Genomic DNA, 15,521 nt, shown 5'->3' on the forward strand with positions numbered 1-15,521 from the left:
CGAGTCGTAATCGCGCTCGCCCCCTTCCCAACGCCTACTGTGACGCGCGACACTCTCGGGCGCATGAGATCGCCCACCACACCTTCAAAAGTGAGGGCACGTTATGTCCCTTCAGGACGAATTGACGGCGGTTGAACGCAGCCTGGACGGCCTGACCCGGTCGGTGGGACGGCTGGAGGCGCAGCTCGACGCCTGCCTGGACATCCGCCGGCTGCGCAGCGACACGGATCATCTGCGCGAGAGCCTGACCCTGCTGAAGCAGAGTGTGGCGGCCGGTCCGGCCCGCCGTCCGGGTGCCGTCGTCGAGGAGATGGTGACGATCTCCGACGCCCCCTACAACGCCGCGCTGTGGACCGACGCCGAGGACGAGGGACTCGGCTCCAGGAACGGCCACGCGCCCTGACGACGTAACAAGAGTCCTGCCCCCGCCCCTCATCCCTCCCGCCCCGCCCCGGCGGTGCCCTCGCCGCCCCCGCCCCGACGGAGCGCCCTTCACGGAGACCGACGTTGGCCACTGGCACCGAACCTTCCCCACCAGCGCCCGCGAACGGTGTGCACACCGCCTCGCGCGCCGCCATCCCCGCCCGTCATCTGCGCACCGACCGCTGGTGGCTGGCGCCGGCCGGCACCGCCGCCGGACTGTTCGCGTTCATCGTCTACTCGACCTGGCGGGCGTTCGCGAACGCCGACTACTACCACGCGCCCTATGTCTCGCCGTTCTACTCGCCCTGCCTGGCGGAGAACTGCCGCACCATGCGCGGCGGCCCCAACTGGGAGCTCTTCGGCAGCTGGTGGGGCCTGTCCCCCGCGCTGCTCATCCTGATCTTCCCGCTGGGCTTCCGGCTGACCTGCTACTACTACCGCAAGGCCTACTACCGCGGCTTCTGGGCCTCGCCGCCGGCCTGCGCGGTCGCCGAACCGCACAAGAAGTACACCGGCGAGACCCGCTTCCCGCTGATCCTGCAGAACATCCACCGCTACTTCTTCTACTTCGCGGTGCTGGTCGCGGGCGTGCTGACCTACGACACGGCGCTGACCTTCCGCGACGAGCACTACGCCTGGGGCCATATGGGCCTGGGCACCCTGGTCTTCCTCGCCAACATCGTGCTGATCTGGGCCTACACCCTGTCCTGCCACTCCTGCCGGCACATCGTCGGCGGCCGGCTGCGGCACTTCTCCAAGCACCCGGTGCGCTACCGGCTGTGGGGCTGGGTCGGCAAGCTCAACGAGCGGCACATGCTGCTCGCCTGGTCCTCGCTGATCAGCGTGGCCGTCGCGGACTTCTATGTCTTCCTGCTGGCCAGCGGGGCCATCGTGGACCCGCGCTTCTTCTAGACGACAGCATCTCCTAAGGAAAGGTGTGCCCTCTGATGGCGCATGTGGACCGGCAGGCATGGGACGTGGTCGTGGTGGGCGCCGGCGGCGCCGGACTGCGTGCCGCCATCGAGGCCCGCGAGGCCGGCATGCGGACGGCCGTGATCTGCAAGTCCCTGTTCGGCAAGGCGCATACGGTGATGGCCGAGGGCGGCATCGCCGCCAGCATGGGCAACGCCAACGAACACGACAACTGGCAGGTCCACTTCCGCGACACCATGCGCGGCGGGAAGTTCCTCAACCAGTGGCGGATGGCCGAGCTGCACGCCCGCGAGGCCCCCGACCGGGTGTGGGAGCTGGAGACCTGGGGCGCGCTCTTCGACCGCACCGCGGACGGCCGGATCTCCCAGCGCAACTTCGGCGGCCATGAGTATCCGCGCCTCGCGCACGTCGGCGACCGTACGGGCCTGGAGCTGATCCGCACCCTCCAGCAGAAGATCGTCTCGCTGCAGCAGGAGGACGAGCGGGAGTTCGGCGCGTACGACGCCCGGCTGAAGGTCTTCCAGGAGTGCACGGTCACCCGGGTGCTCAAGACGGAGGGACGCGTCTGCGGCACGTTCTGCTACGAACGGGAGTCCGGCCGCTTCTTCGTGCTGGAGGCCCCGGCGGTGGTGCTGGCCACCGGCGGCATCGGCAAGTCCTTCAAGGTGACCTCGAACTCCTGGGAGTACACCGGCGACGGGCACGCGCTGGCGCTGCTGGCCGGGGCGCCGCTGATCAACATGGAGTTCGTGCAGTTCCACCCCACCGGCATGGTCTGGCCGCCGTCGGTGAAGGGCATCCTCGTGACCGAGTCCGTCCGCGGGGACGGCGGGGTGCTGCGCAACAGCGAGGGCAAGCGCTTCATGTTCGACTACATCCCGGACGTCTTCAAGGAGAAGTACGCCCAGACCGAGGACGAGGGCGACCGCTGGTACGAGGATCCGGACAACAACCGCCGCCCGCCCGAACTCCTGCCCCGCGACGAGGTCGCCCGCGCCATCAACGCCGAGGTCAAGGCGGGCCGCGGCTCCCCGCACGGCGGCGTCTATCTGGACGTCTCCACCCGGATGCCGGCCGAGGTGATCAAACGCCGGCTGCCGTCGATGCACCACCAGTTCAAGGAACTGGCGGATGTGGACATCACCGCCGAGCCGATGGAGGTCGGCCCGACCTGTCACTACGTGATGGGCGGGGTGGACGTGGAACCGGACACCGCGGCGGCGAACGGCGTACCGGGGCTGTTCGCGGCCGGCGAGGTGGCCGGCGGGATGCACGGCTCCAACCGGCTCGGCGGCAACTCCCTGTCCGACCTGCTGGTCTTCGGCCGCCGGGCGGGGCTGCACGCGGCCGAGTACGCCGCGTCGCTGGCCGAGCGCCCGGCCGTCGACCCGCTGCAGATCGACGCGGCGGAGGCGGAGGCGCTGCGCCCCTTCAGCGCCGAGCTCGTCGAGGAGGACACCGGCCGCGAGCCGGGCCCGGCGGAGAATCCGTACACCCTGCACCAAGAGCTCCAGCAGGCGATGAACGACCTGGTCGGCATCATCCGCAAGGAAAGCGAGATGTTCGAGGCCCTGAAACGGCTGGCCGATCTGCGGGTACGGGCCCGGCGGGCCGGCGTCGAGGGGCACCGGCAGTACAACCCCGGCTGGCATCTGGCCATCGACCTGCGGAACATGCTGCTGGTCAGCGAGTGTGTGGCGCGGGCGGCGCTGGAACGCGAGGAGAGCCGGGGCGGGCACACCCGCGACGACCACCCGGCGATGGACCGCACCTGGCGCAACATCAATCTGGTCTGCGAACTCGCCGACCCGCAGGGCGATGCGCGGGCCGCCGACGCGGCGCTGGGCCAGATCCGCCTCTCCCGCCGCGAGACCCCGCCGATCCGCCGCGACCTCCTGGAGCTGTTCGAGAAGGACGAGCTGGCGAAGTATCTGACCGACGAGGAGCTGAGCCGGTGAGCGTGTCGCAGGAAGAGCAGCAGTCCGGCGCCTACCAGGCGCACTTCAGGGTGTGGCGGGGCGACACGGACGCCGGGGACCTGGAGGACTTCAAGGTCGAGGTGCACGAGGGCGAGGTGGTGCTGGACATCGTCCACCGTCTGCAGGCGACCCAGGCCCCCGATCTCGCCGTGCGCTGGAACTGCAAGGCCGGCAAGTGCGGTTCGTGCAGCGCGGAGATCAACGGGCGGCCGCGGCTGATGTGCATGACCCGGATGTCGGTCTTCGACCGCGCGGAGACCATCACCATCACGCCCATGCGGGCCTTCCCGGTCATCCGCGACCTGGTCACCGATGTGTCCTTCAACTACACCAAGGCCCGCGAGATCCCGGCGTTCGTACCGCCCCCGGAGCTGGGCCCCGGTGAGTACCGGATGCAGCAGGAGGACGTGGGCCGGTCGCAGGAGTTCCGTAAGTGCATCGAGTGCTTCCTGTGCCAGGACACCTGTCATGTCGTCCGGGATCACGAGGAGAACAAGGAGGCCTTCGCCGGTCCGCGCTTCCTGATGCGGATCGCCGAGCTCGACATGCATCCGCTGGACGCGGCCCCGGAGTCCGGCATCGACCGCAAGCGCACCGCGCAGGACGACCACGGGCTGGGCTACTGCAACATCACCAAATGCTGCACCGAGGTCTGCCCCGAGCACATCAAGATCACCGACAATGCGCTGATCCCGCTGAAGGAGCGCGCGGCGGACCGTAAGTACGACCCGCTGGTGTGGCTCGGGAACAAGATCCGGCGCCGGAGCGAATAGGCGGACGCGGGAGGGGCCCGGGGCGCGCGCCCCGGGCCCCTCCCCTGTCCTCAGAACAGGCTCAGCAGCGCTTCCGCCGGATCCATCGCCACCGACTCCCCGTCCGGCAGCGCGAGTTCGAACCACACGGTCTTGCCGCGCGGGGTGCGGCGGCTGCCCCAGCCCTGGCTCAGCAGGCCGACCAGCTGCAGGCCGCGGCCGCCCTCGTCGGTGTCCCGGGCCCGGCGGCGGCGCGGCTGGGCGAGATCGGCGTCCCAGACCTCGCAGACCAGGGTGCGGTCCAGGAGCAGCCGCAGCCGGATCTCGCCGTGGCCGTGCCGCAGCGCATTGGTCACCAGCTCGCTGACCAGCAGCTCCGTGGTGTCGACCAGCTCCTGCAGGCCCCAGTCCGTCAGCTGGTCACGGGCGAGTTCGCGGGCGCGGGCCACCGAGCGGGCCTCCGGCGCCAGGCTCCAGTCGCCCACCGCGTCCTTGGGCAGCCCGTGCACCCGCGCCATCAGCAGCGCGATGTCGTCCTCGCCGTGCGAGGTGTCCATCGCGCTGAGCACCTGGTCGCAGGCATCCTCCAGCGGGCGGTCGGCGTGCGAGAGGGCGGTCCGGAACGCCTGCAGTCCCTCCTCCAGCGGATGGTGGCGGGACTCCACCAGACCGTCGGTGTAGAGCGCCAGCAGCGCACCGTCCGGCAGCTCGACCTCGATCTCCTCGAAGGGCTCACCGCCGACGCCGAGCGGCATCCCCGGCGGTACGTCGAGCAGCAGCGCGTCCTCGCCGTCCTCGACCAGCACCGGCGGCAGGTGCCCGGCATTGGCGAACGTACAGCGCCGGGTGACCGGGTCGTAGACGGCGTAGACGCAGGTGGCGAGGTAGACCTCGGAGAGATCGGCGGTACGGGCGGAGCGCCGCGGCTCCCCGGCGCCCTCGGCGGATCCGGACCGGCTGCGGGCGGAGCGCGCCGAGGACGACCTGCTCTCGCCGTCACCGCCGAGCCCGCGGGCGATCTCGTCCAGTGCCGAGAGCACCTCGGCCGGCTCCAGGTCCAGCAGCGCCAAGGTCCGTACGGCGGTGCGCAGTTCCCCCATGGCCACGGCGGCGCGCAGCCCGCGTCCCATGACATCGCCCACGACCAGCGCCGTACGGTGGCCCGGGAGTTCGATGACGTCGAACCAGTCGCCGCCGACCTCGGTGGCGGTGGTGCCGGGCAGGTAGCGGCAGGCGATGTCCAGACCGGCGGCCTCGGGGTCGCCGGGCGGCAGCAGGCTGCGCTGCAATATCAGGGCGCGCTCGTGCTCGCGCCGGTAGAGGCGGGCGTTGTCGATGCAGACCGCGGCGCGCGCGGCCAGTTCGACGGCGAGCGCGGTGTCGCGCTCCCCGAAGGGCTCGCTGCCCTTCGCACGGGAGAACTGCACCAGTCCGACGACGGTGTCCCTGGCGACCATCGGGACGGCGAGGGTGGACTGCACGACCGCGCCCAGCTCCGGCCCCTCGTCGCTCTCCCGGCCCGGGATGATCTGTGCGTGGGCGGTCCGCAGGGCGCCCGCGCAGGGGGAGTTGAAGGGGTAGCGGTGGACGGCGCCGACCGCGACCGGGCCGGGGGCGTCGCCCGGGGCGGTGGGGAGCGGGGCGTCCGAGACGGCGCTGGCGAAGGCGACCCGGCGCAGCTCGGCGCTGCCGTCGCTCATGCCGGGCGGGGCCTCGTCGCCCGCCAGCAGGCCCTGGTAGAGGTCCACCGAGGCCAGATCGCAGAACTGCGGGACGGCGACGTCCAGGAGGGTGCGGGCGGTGGTCTCCAGATCGAGGGAGTTGCCTATCCGGGCACCGGCCTCGTTGAGCAGGGCGAGGTTGCGGCGGGCACTGGCGGCCTCGCGCTCCGCCCGGCGGCGGCCGGTCACATCCGCGGCCAGCGCCGCGACGCCGATCGGGCGGCCGCTGGCGCCGTGCAGCCGGTAGAGCGACACCGACCAGCGGCGGCGGTCCTCCTCGCCGGGCGCCATCCCGAGCAGTTGCATCTCGGTGACCGGCTCACCGGTCTCCAGGACGCGGCGCAGCGCGACGGTCATCCGCTCGGCCTCGGAGCGCGGCAGGAAGTCGTGCGGGCCACAGCCGCGGTACTTGCTGGCCGGGCCGCCGAAGACCGTGGCGAACCGTTCGTTGACCCGCAGCAGCTTCAGGTCCGTGCCGAACAGGGTGAAGCCCATGGGAGATTGACCGAAAACGGCCTGCGAGGCCGCGAGGTCGGTCTCGATGCCGCGCAGCGCACGGACATCGACGACGAGGCAGACCGCGGCCCGCTCACCGTTCTCGTCGCGCGAGGGCATCACATAGATCTCGGCGAGCCCGTCGGCGTCCGAGCCCTCTTCCCTGCGGTAGGGCACCAGGCCGGTCCACTCCCGGCCGTCGAGTATCTCGGACACCTTGCGGCGCCCGGTCGCCCGCAACTCACGGGGGACGAAAGCCTCCACGGGGTCCTTGCCCAGGGCGTAGCGCGCGGGAATGCCGAGCATGTGCTCCGCCCGCTCGCTCCACTGGTCGATCCGCCCGTCGGGGCCCAGCGAGAAGGAGGCCACGCGAATGTAGTCATAGATCGATCCGGGCCGGCTGCTCTGCCACACGGGCGGCCCTTGCAGCTCGCGCGCGTGCGGGCGGCCACCTGGATCACCGGAGCCGTCCGCACCACCCCGACCATCGGCCTGTGCGGGTTCTGCCCCGCCAGATGACATCTCGCTCACGAGCCCCGTCCCCTCCAGCTCATCGTGCCCGGACCGGACCCGCCTGAGTATCCAGCACCTCGGCTATCCGGAACACGGTCTTCACGATCACAGCACAGTCTCGATCGCAGCCCATCTACAGAATGTCGATGAATTGGCAACGATCAGGACCCACCTGTCTCCTAACCAGCCACCGACAGCTCGAACCACACTGTCTTGCCACTCTTTCCGCGACGAGTCCCCCAGCGTCGCGAACTGCATGCGACCAGTTGCAATCCACGGCCTCCCTCGTCGTCGGGAGCGGCGTCGCGCTCCTGCGGCGGGTCGGGCAGCGGATCGGAGACCTCGACGAGGAGCCCGTCGGTGTTCAGGAGCACCATACGGACACCGATCGGCCCGCTGGCGTGACGCAGGGAATTGGTGACGAGCTCGCTCACGAGTAGTACGGCCATATCGGCGGCGCCGTTCAGCCCCCAGTCGTCCAGCACCCGCCGGACCGCCGTACGGGCCGTGCGCACCGCCCCGGGGTCTGCCGGAAAGCTCCACTCGGCAGTGGGTGAGCCGGAGGCCCTGCCGCGCCTGCGGACGTTCCCGGAGCCCGGCTCCGGGACCCCTGCCGCTGCGCTGTCGCTCACGCCGATCACATCCCAGCCCGATGGCATCCCCGTCGTCTTGTCTGCGCCGAAGGGGTCATTCAGGACATACCCGATATCCAACCCTCAGTACCGCCCGCAGCGGTGCACTGTGGCACAAATGAAACATATCGACGCGCGCGGGCGGGGAAGCGGCGGCCGGAGGGCGGGCCGGTGCGCCGAAGGGGGCGGGCGGGTGCGCCGCGGGCGGGAAGGTGCGCCGACAGCGGCCGCCACCGGCGGGCAGACGCTCCACAGGCGGCCGTACAGGCGGGGGTGGGGCTTCGCGCGGCCCTCGGGGCGCGCGGGTCGGCGCGGGGCCGCGTGCGGGGCGCGTACGGGCCGTATCGCGGCGCTCGGGCAGGCCGCGTACGCCCGCCGGGGACGCCTAGGGCCGTGCGCGGGCCGTACTTAGGGCCGCACTAGGGCCGTACGCCCGGCGCCCCGGCGGTCCCCGCCAGTCGGCGCATCGCCTCGGCCACCGCCGGGCGGTCCTGGTCCAGCCAGTCGACCTGGGACTCCTCGCCGGGCAGCAGCCAGCGCAGTTCGTCATGGTCCTGCAGCGGGCGCGGCGCCCCGGACACCAGCCGGGCGGTCCACACCTGCAGGACATAGCCGGGCCGCAGCACCCACTCCCCCGGGATCCGCTCCTGGGCAGCCGCCTCGACACCCAGCTCCTCGCGCAGCTCCCGCTCCAGCGCCTGCTCGGGTGTCTCGTCGTCCTCCACCTTGCCGCCGGGCAGCTCCCAGCGGCCGGCCAGGGCGGGCGGTGCACTGCGCCGGGCGGCCAGCAGCCGCCCGCGCTCACACACCGCTCCGCCCACCACTACGCGCACGGTCGTCATGCGCGGCAGCCTACGTCCCCCGCCCTCGTCCCGCTCCCCGCTCGCCGTCCCTCAGGTCACCGCCCGGTCGGCCTTCTCGACCACATAAAGCTGCTGGTGGCCGCGCGTTCCGAGCCGGTCGGCCACCCGCTCCGCCTCCGCCCGGGTGGCATAGCGGCCCACGCGATACCGGTTGCCACCTTCGTCCTGGCGGATGACGAGCCAGGGGAGCACGGCTCCACCCTCGATCATTGCGCCCCTCCGTCCGCCGCGTAGCGCGCCGTCGCACGCCCCTGGTCTGCTGATGCCGAAATCGCAATCCGCATATGCCCGACCCTACGCCCGACCTTTACTCACCGGATATGGATTTTCACAAAGAGGTACCGAACCGGCCACCCGCGGGCCTCCGGCGTACCGGAAGCGGCCTGCGAGTGGCCGGTGGGCCCGAGGCGCGCTCGGGCGGGGAACGGAGTGGTGCGGGCGGCTCAGGCGCCGACGGGCGCCTTGGCCGCGTCGGTCTCCGCGGCGTCGTCCTGCTGCGCCGCCTCGATCTCGGCCTCGGCCTGGACCAGCGACGGGTTGCGCCAGGAGCTGCGCACGCCCCAGTAGTAGAAGGCGAGACCGATCAGGGCGACCAGGAGGATGTCCCAGCCCTCCGGCAGATAGCCCTTGCCGCCGAAGTCCTTGCCGCCCAGGTACGAGACGGCGGCCATGACCAGCAGGTACGCCACCATCCAGGCACCGGCCTTGAGGTGCGGGCGCAGCTCGGCCCACGGCTTGCGGCCCTGGGTCAGCGGCTTGCCGATCTCGTACCAGGCCCAGACCGGCAGTCCGACGGCCATGATCAGGATGACCTTGCCGGTCAGCGGCCAGCGGCCCCAGTACAGGACCAGCGACCCGAAGATCATCGCGACCGGTGCGATGACCGGCATCGCCCGCAGCTTGACCGGGCGCGTGAGGTCCGGCGACAGCCGGCGCAGCGACATCACGGCAACCGGGCCGGTGATGTACGAGATGACCGTGGCGACCGAGACGATCTCGGCGAGCGAGCCCCAGCCGCGGAAGACCGCGAGGAACAGGAAGGCGATCGCGAGGTTGAGCAGCAGCGCCGGACGCGGCACACCGGTCTTCTTGTCCACCTTGCCGAAGATGCCCGGCAGATGGCCGTTCTCCTGCACGCCGTGGATCATGCGCGAGGTGGTGGCGGCGTAGATCATGCCCGTACCGGACGGCGAGACGAAGGCGTCCGCGTACAGCAGCAGCGCCAGCCAGTTCAGGCCCCAGGCCACCGCGAGGTCGGCGAGCGGGGAGTTGAAGCCGAGACCGGCCCAGCCACCGCCGGCGGCCAGCTTGTCACCGGGCACCGCCATCAGGAACGCGACCTGCAGGGCGACGTAGATGACCAGCGCGATCACGATCGACCAGACGACGGCCTTCGGCAGCGACTTGCCCGGGTTGCGGGCCTCGCCGGCCATGTTCAGCGGGGACTGGAAGCCGTTGTAGGCCCAGACGATGCCGGAGACGGCGACGGCGGTGAAGACCGAGCTCCAGCCGTTGGGCGTGAAGCCGCCGTGGTGGGTGATGTTGCTGGTGTCGAAGTGCGCCATCATCAGCGCGCTCGCGGTCAGCACCGGGACGACGACCTTGAAGACCGTGATCGCGGTGTTGGTCTTCGCGAAGAGCGTGATCGCGAACCAGTTGAGGAAGAAGTAGAAGATCAGCAGGATGCTGGCGAGCCCGACGCCGGTGCCGGTCAGCTCCTTGCCGTCGTAGAGCGCATGCGCCCAGCCGAAGTCCCAGGAGCTCATGTACTGGACGGAGGCGGTGGCCTCACCCGGGATGACCGAGACGATCGCGATCCAGTTCGCCCAGGCCGCGAGGTATCCGGCGAGCGAGCCGTGCGAGTACTGGCCGTAGCGGACCATGCCGCCGGCCTTCGGGAACATCGAGCCGAGCTCGGTGTAGGTGAGGGCGATCGTCAGGGCGACGAGCGCGCCGATGACCCAGGCGAGGATCGCGGCCGGCCCGGCGATGGCAGCGGCGCGTTCGGCCCCGAAGAGCCAGCCGGAGCCGATGATGGACCCGAGACCAGTGGCGGTCAGGGCGATGGTCCCGAGGGACCGACGGTAATTCGAGTGCGAGTCCTGCTCCGCGCTCGGGGTCTTCGTCGTGCTCACGTGCTTGGTCTCCTGGTCTTCCCCCGTGCCGTGCACAAACTTCGCCATCGTAAGAGCGAATCGGGGCGTCGGCTTCCCACAGCAGCCCGAAAAAGGCGCCCAGTTGAGGCTCTGTGAGTTATCCAACACAAGGTTTCAGCCATTTTTTGCCCACGAACCTACGCAAACCGGACGCTCAGCTGAGAACCAGGGGCCGGCTCCATGCGTCTCGCGCACGCGCAGAGGAGGACAAGGAGCGGTCCCCGGCTACTTCACCGGCAGGTGATAGGCGACCCGGTACCGGTCGGCGAGGGTGACGACATCCGCCGTTTCGACCGGCCGGCCGCCCGCGTAGTACGTCCGCGACACGACCAGCACCGCATGCCCGGGCACCCCGCCCAGCGTCATGGCCTCCTCCGCCAGCGCGGGCCGGGCCCCGACCTCCTCGACGACGTTGTCCACCACCACATCGATGGCCGCCATCCGCTCGACCACCCCGCGCCCCGCCAGCGGCCCCTCCTCCGGCAGCATCACGGGCGTCCGCCCGGTCACCTCCAGCGGCTCCCAGGAGGTCGAGAGCATCGACGGCTCCCCCTCCGCCCGGAAGACATAGCGCGTCCGCATCACCTTGGCGTCCTGCGAGATCCGCAGCCGGGCTGCGATCGCCGCCGCGGCGGGCTCCTGCTCGCTGTGGGACTCCCAGGTGCCCCGCACCCGCTCGTCCGTCTGCTCCTGCCGGAACGGCGTACAGCCGCCCGCCGAGTGGAAGCCGACGCGGGCGATGCGGCGCGGCACGGGCTGCTCGCGCACGTAGGTGCCCGACCCCGAGCGGCCCTCGACCAGCCCCTCGGCCATCAGGACCTTGCGCGCCTCCAGGGCGACGGTGTCCGAGACGCCGTACTCTTCGCGGATGCGCGCCTGAGAGGGAAGACGGGTATGCGGGGGCAGCACCCCGTCGACGATCTTCTGACGCAGGTCGCCGGCGACGCGGAGGTACGCGGGCTGCTCACCGAAAGGCACATGCCCCTCCCAACAGCTTGACAGTCAGCAACAGCGTGGCAACCGCGCGTTGCCGGCCGCAAGCTTGGGCCAGATATTCACCTGATGTGATGAAACCCAGCTCAGCCGGTGTAAACGACCGGGACCGGGAACGGCGGGTCCGCGCACCCCCACCCCGCGCCACCCCACCCCTTCCTTCCACCCGGTAGCCGTCGCCCATGCGTGTCACGATCGAAAAGGGAGCACGGTCGAAGCCGGGCCCGCACGGCACAGGGCACACAGCGGAAGGAAGCGGAAGGAAGGCGGCACGAGCCACCGGCACCGGGACACGGGACCACGGAGCGCGCGACCAGGGAACGCGGGGCCAGGGAAACGCGGGACGCGGTATCAGGACGGGAAGGAAGGGATGCCATGCCCGCCGAACCCCACCTCGCCCCCATGCCCGGCAACTGGCAGCGGGCGCTCGCCGTCGTCGCCCACCCCGACGATCTCGAATACGGCGCCGCTGCCGCCATCGCCGAATGGACCGCCGCGGGCCGCGAGGTCAGCTACCTCCTGGTCACCCGCGGCGAGGCCGGTATCGACGGCCTCGCACCGGCACGGTCCGCCACGGTCCGCGAGGCCGAGCAGCGGGCCGGCGCCGCATTGGTCGGCGTCCACACCGTCGAGTTCCTCGACCACCACGACGGCACCATCGAGCCCGGCGTGACGCTGCGCCGCGATCTGTCCGCGGCCATCCGGCGCCACCGCCCCGAGCTGCTGCTCACCCTCAACCACCACGACACCTGGGACGGCGGCCACTGGAACAGCCCGGACCACCGGGTCGTCGGCCGCGCCGTCCTGGACGCCGCGGGCGACGCCGACAACCGGTGGATCTTCCCCGAGCTCGCCGGCGCCAAGGGCCTGGCGCCCTGGAACGGCGTCCGCTGGGTGGCCGTGGCGGGCTCCCCGCACCCCACGCACGCCGCCGAGGTCGGCCCCGGCATCGACCGCGCGGTCGCTTCGCTGGCGGCACACGGCGCGTACATCAGGGGCCTGCGCGGCGCCGAACAGGACCCGCGCGCCTACGCCCGCGGCTTCATCGAGCAGATGCTGCGCAGCGGCGGCGAACGCTACCGCGGCCACCCGGCCACGCTCTTCCAGCTCTTCCCCCGTTAGGCGCGCCGCTTCCGCCCGCGGCGGGCACCGGGCGACCGCGCCGGTGCGGGCGTCCCCCGGCCGGACGGCCGGGCGCCGCGCGAGGCCCCTCACCCCTTCCGCGCGACGTAGTACACGTTCAGGATGTCGCCCGGCACCTCCCGGGTCACGACGTCGCCGAACCCCGCCTCCCGGAGCATCCGCAACGCGGTCTGCCGCCCCCATGCGGTGCCCAGCCCCGCGCCGCCCTCCGCGAGGGAGACGGTCATGCAGGAGAAGACGGACAGCGCGTAGAGGGTGGGCCCCAAGGGGTGGCCGATGTTCTCGGACAGCTCGCTGGAGGCCGCGATCTCGCCCATCAGGAAGACCCCGTCGTCTCGCAGCCCGTTCGCCACGGCGGCCAGTGTGCGCGCCGGACGGGCCAGGTCGTGGATCACGTCGAAGGCCGTGATCAGGTCGTAGGAGCCGGCGAGTTCGGCCGTGTCGGCCACCTCGAAGCGGGCGTTGTCCAGCCCCCACCGTGCAGCCTCCGCGCGCGCCACGGCGATGCCCGCCTCGGAGATGTCCGCCCCCACGAACCGGCTCGCGGGAAAGGCGCGCGCCAGCAGATTCACGGCACGGCCCTGCCCGGTACCGATGTCCAACGCGTCGATCCCGGACCGCAGTTGGTCCGCGAGGCCCGGCACCAGCGGCGCGATCGTGTCGATCAGCGCGGCATCATACACCCGCGCCGTCTCCTCCGCCTGCACGTCCTGGAAGTGCGGATACGAGGAGTACGGCACCCCACCGCCGGCCCGGAACGCCGTGAGGACCTCGTCCTCGACATCGCCCATCATCGCCAAGTACTGCATGAGGGCGGCCATGTTGTCCGTACCCGCGGCCCGGGACAGCGCGGCGGCGTGCTCGGGCGGCAGCCGGTAGCCGCCGTCCTCCGGCGCGTACTCGACGATGCCGCCGACGGTCATCCCGCCGAGCCACTCCCGTACGTAGCGCTCGTCCAGCCCGGCCGCCTCGGCGATCCGCGCACTGGTCGCGGGCGGCAGACCCGACATCACGTCGAACAGCCCGGCACGGTGGCCGAGACTGCACAGATGCCCCAGACAGGAGTCGTTCAGCACCTGGAGCATCCGGCCCGCGAACTCCTCCTGCCGCGCCGCGTCCAGGGTCCGCTCGGTCATCGCCGCCTCCTCCTGCCACGCGGAGTACGGTGCGACTCCCCCGGGGAACGGCGCGACGCGGGCCCACCGCGCCGCCGTCGGCCACACTGCCCCGTGAGTGAACTTTGTCGCCCTTTTACCTTCTTTCGATGCCAGGCGAAGACCCGGGAGTCTTCAGCGCTCGCTCGCGCCGCCGTCCCGGCCTTCCCTGTGGGCCGTCGGTGGCAAAGTGACCCGCGCCCGCTTGTGCCTGCCGCCGCCTTCCGCCCCCGCGCCGGACAATCGCCCCGGTCAACACGTACCGAAGCATCTCGGCGGACTGAGGAGAACGGCCCATGGACGGAGCGGGACACGGACATCCGGATCGCAGAGCGCTGCTCGCGGGCGGCCTGACGGTGGCCACCGCCGCGCTGGCGGGATGCTCGTCGACCGGCGCCGCCCCGGTCGCGGCGGCCGACGCTTCGTCGTCGCCCCGGCCGACCACGCCCGCCGCGGCCTTCGAGCGGCTGATGGACGGCAATGCGCGCTGGGTGAGCGGCGACCTCCAGCACCCCGACCGGGACCCGAACCGACGCCAGTTCGTGGCCCAGGAGCAGAAGCCCTTCGGGGCCGTCCTCGCGTGCATCGACTCCCGGGTACCGCCCGAGCTCCTCTTCGACACCGGGCTGGGCGACCTCTACGTGATGCGCACGGGCGGCGAGGCGGTCGGCCCGGTGGTCACGGGCTCCGTGGAGTACGGGCCCATGACCAGCGGAACCCCGCTCGTCGTGGTCCTCGGACACCAGCGCTGCGGCGCCGTCGAGGCGTCGTACAAGTCGCTCCGCGACGGAGAACCCCTGCCGGGCAACCTGGAGGCGATCGTCAGAGCGCTGCGGCCGGCGTACGAACAGACGGTGCGCGCCCCCGGCAAGGACCCCGTCGACACCATGGCCCGCGCCCAGGTCAAGCTGACCGCGGCCGGCCTGCGCACCAACCGGGACCTGGCCCCCCTCGTCGCCAAGGGCGGCCTCGCCGTGGTGGGCGCCTACTACTCCCTCGACAGCGGCAAGGTGGAAGTCCTCTCCGGCGCACCGTCCTGACCGAAGGGGCGGGCCCGCGCCGACGTCGATGATCTCGTGGCCCCGGCCTCCCCGAGTCGCTACGGTTGAGCCATGACCGCACTGCCCGACTGGATGCGCCCGCCACGCGCGGAAGGCTGGTTCGCGGAGGACCTGGACCGCCTCCCCGAGGCACCCCGCCACACCGAGCTCATCGACGGAGCGCTCGTCTTCATGATGTCCCCACAACGGTCGTGGCACGGCCGCCTCGTCACGACCCTCACCGTGGCTCTCATGGACCAGGCCCCCGGCGGCGTCGAGGTCGAGCGGGAGATGACCATCCGCCTCGACGCCCGCAACCGCCCGGAGCCCGACCTGCTGCTGACCACGGCCCCGTACGAGGCGGACCGCACCTGGTACGCCCCCGAGGACGTCGTGCTCGTCATCGAGGTCGTCTCGCCCGAATCCGCTCACCGTGACCGGACCGTCAAGCTGCGCAAGTACGCCGAGGCCGGAATCCCCCACTACTGGTGCATCGAGGACGAGGACTCCGTCCCCGCCGTACACGTCTACGAACTCGACGCACCGACCGGTGCCTACGCCCCGGCAGGGATCTTCCGCCACGCACTCAAGCGGTCCCGGCCTTTCGAGATCAGCCTCGATCTGGACAAGCTCGCACCGGGCCGCTCCGACTGAGGTCACGGTTCCGTCCGGGTCGGCACCACGACGGCGCGGGAAGCCGAAAGGGGCCGGACGACGCGCGTCC

14 protein-coding genes are annotated in these 15,521 nt (G+C 71.4%); 7 read left to right on the forward strand and 7 right to left on the reverse strand.

Annotation, left to right across the window (positions count from 1 at the left end; genetic code table 11):
- The first annotated feature begins 103 nt into the window (after nucleotides 1-103).
- From Scani_RS05300 to Scani_RS05315, 4 genes are all read left to right on the forward strand, one after another.
- Nucleotides 104-403 (forward strand): Rv0250c family protein, encoded by a 300-nt coding sequence (locus tag Scani_RS05300; protein WP_159470496.1) that lies wholly within the window; start codon nucleotides 104-106, stop codon nucleotides 401-403.
- A 104-nt stretch (nucleotides 404-507) separates the two neighbouring features.
- Nucleotides 508-1,335, forward strand: coding sequence for a succinate dehydrogenase subunit SdhC (gene sdhC, locus Scani_RS05305; protein ID WP_159470498.1), 828 nt, complete (start codon nucleotides 508-510; stop codon nucleotides 1,333-1,335).
- 35 nt (nucleotides 1,336-1,370) lie between these two features.
- Nucleotides 1,371-3,314 carry a fumarate reductase/succinate dehydrogenase flavoprotein subunit gene (locus Scani_RS05310; protein WP_159470501.1) on the forward strand — a complete coding sequence of 648 codons (1,944 nt, stop codon included), beginning with the start codon at nucleotides 1,371-1,373 and terminating at the stop codon, nucleotides 3,312-3,314.
- On the forward strand, nucleotides 3,311-4,108 hold the full coding sequence (locus Scani_RS05315) for a succinate dehydrogenase/fumarate reductase iron-sulfur subunit (protein ID WP_159470503.1): 798 nt from the start codon (nucleotides 3,311-3,313) through the stop codon (nucleotides 4,106-4,108). Before Scani_RS05310 ends, Scani_RS05315 begins: the two co-directional genes overlap by 4 nt.
- 50 nt (nucleotides 4,109-4,158) lie before the next feature.
- Here the strand turns inward: Scani_RS05315 and Scani_RS05320 are convergent, their stop codons facing one another.
- The 6 genes from Scani_RS05320 to Scani_RS05345 all read right to left on the reverse strand — a co-directional run bounded on the left by Scani_RS05320 (nucleotide 4,159) and on the right by Scani_RS05345 (nucleotide 11,445).
- The gene (locus tag Scani_RS05320) at nucleotides 4,159-6,825 is read right to left on the reverse strand and encodes a SpoIIE family protein phosphatase (protein ID WP_371872323.1); all 2,667 of its coding nucleotides are present in this window, start codon (nucleotides 6,823-6,825) and stop codon (nucleotides 4,159-4,161) included.
- Between the two features lie 170 nt (nucleotides 6,826-6,995).
- Nucleotides 6,996-7,457 (reverse strand): ATP-binding protein, encoded by a 462-nt coding sequence (locus Scani_RS05325; RefSeq protein WP_159471725.1) that lies wholly within the window; start codon nucleotides 7,455-7,457, stop codon nucleotides 6,996-6,998.
- A 410-nt stretch (nucleotides 7,458-7,867) separates the two neighbouring features.
- The gene (locus Scani_RS05330; RefSeq protein WP_174872618.1) at nucleotides 7,868-8,290 is read right to left on the reverse strand and encodes a (deoxy)nucleoside triphosphate pyrophosphohydrolase; all 423 of its coding nucleotides are present in this window, start codon (nucleotides 8,288-8,290) and stop codon (nucleotides 7,868-7,870) included.
- Nucleotides 8,291-8,341: 51 nt separating this feature from the next.
- Nucleotides 8,342-8,521 (reverse strand): SPOR domain-containing protein, encoded by a 180-nt coding sequence (locus Scani_RS05335; RefSeq protein WP_159470507.1) that lies wholly within the window; start codon nucleotides 8,519-8,521, stop codon nucleotides 8,342-8,344.
- 233 nt (nucleotides 8,522-8,754) lie between these two features.
- Entirely contained in the window at nucleotides 8,755-10,446 is a 1,692-nt protein-coding gene (locus Scani_RS05340; protein ID WP_159470509.1) for an APC family permease, read from the reverse strand.
- Nucleotides 10,447-10,692: 246 nt separating this feature from the next.
- A complete protein-coding gene (locus Scani_RS05345; RefSeq protein ID WP_159470511.1) occupies nucleotides 10,693-11,445 on the reverse strand; it encodes a GntR family transcriptional regulator in 753 nt (250 codons plus the stop codon).
- Between the two features lie 390 nt (nucleotides 11,446-11,835).
- Between Scani_RS05345 and Scani_RS05350 the strand changes: the two genes are divergently transcribed.
- The gene (locus Scani_RS05350; RefSeq protein ID WP_159470513.1) at nucleotides 11,836-12,582 is read left to right on the forward strand and encodes a PIG-L deacetylase family protein; all 747 of its coding nucleotides are present in this window, start codon (nucleotides 11,836-11,838) and stop codon (nucleotides 12,580-12,582) included.
- Nucleotides 12,583-12,671: 89 nt separating this feature from the next.
- Here Scani_RS05350 and Scani_RS05355 read toward each other — a convergent pair whose 3' ends face one another.
- Nucleotides 12,672-13,739: a class I SAM-dependent methyltransferase gene (locus Scani_RS05355; protein WP_159470515.1), complete on the reverse strand. Its 1,068-nt coding sequence runs from the start codon at nucleotides 13,737-13,739 to the stop codon at nucleotides 12,672-12,674.
- Nucleotides 13,740-14,053: 314 nt separating this feature from the next.
- On the opposite strand from Scani_RS05355, the gene Scani_RS05360 reads away from it, so the two are divergent.
- Nucleotides 14,054-14,797 (forward strand): carbonic anhydrase, encoded by a 744-nt coding sequence (locus Scani_RS05360; protein WP_174872619.1) that lies wholly within the window; start codon nucleotides 14,054-14,056, stop codon nucleotides 14,795-14,797.
- A gap of 72 nt (nucleotides 14,798-14,869) precedes the next feature.
- Nucleotides 14,870-15,451 (forward strand): Uma2 family endonuclease, encoded by a 582-nt coding sequence (locus tag Scani_RS05365; RefSeq protein ID WP_159470517.1) that lies wholly within the window; start codon nucleotides 14,870-14,872, stop codon nucleotides 15,449-15,451.
- The last annotated feature ends 70 nt before the right edge of the window (nucleotides 15,452-15,521 follow it).

Source organism: Streptomyces caniferus (genome assembly GCF_009811555.1).
GTDB lineage: Bacteria > Actinomycetota > Actinomycetes > Streptomycetales > Streptomycetaceae > Streptomyces > Streptomyces caniferus.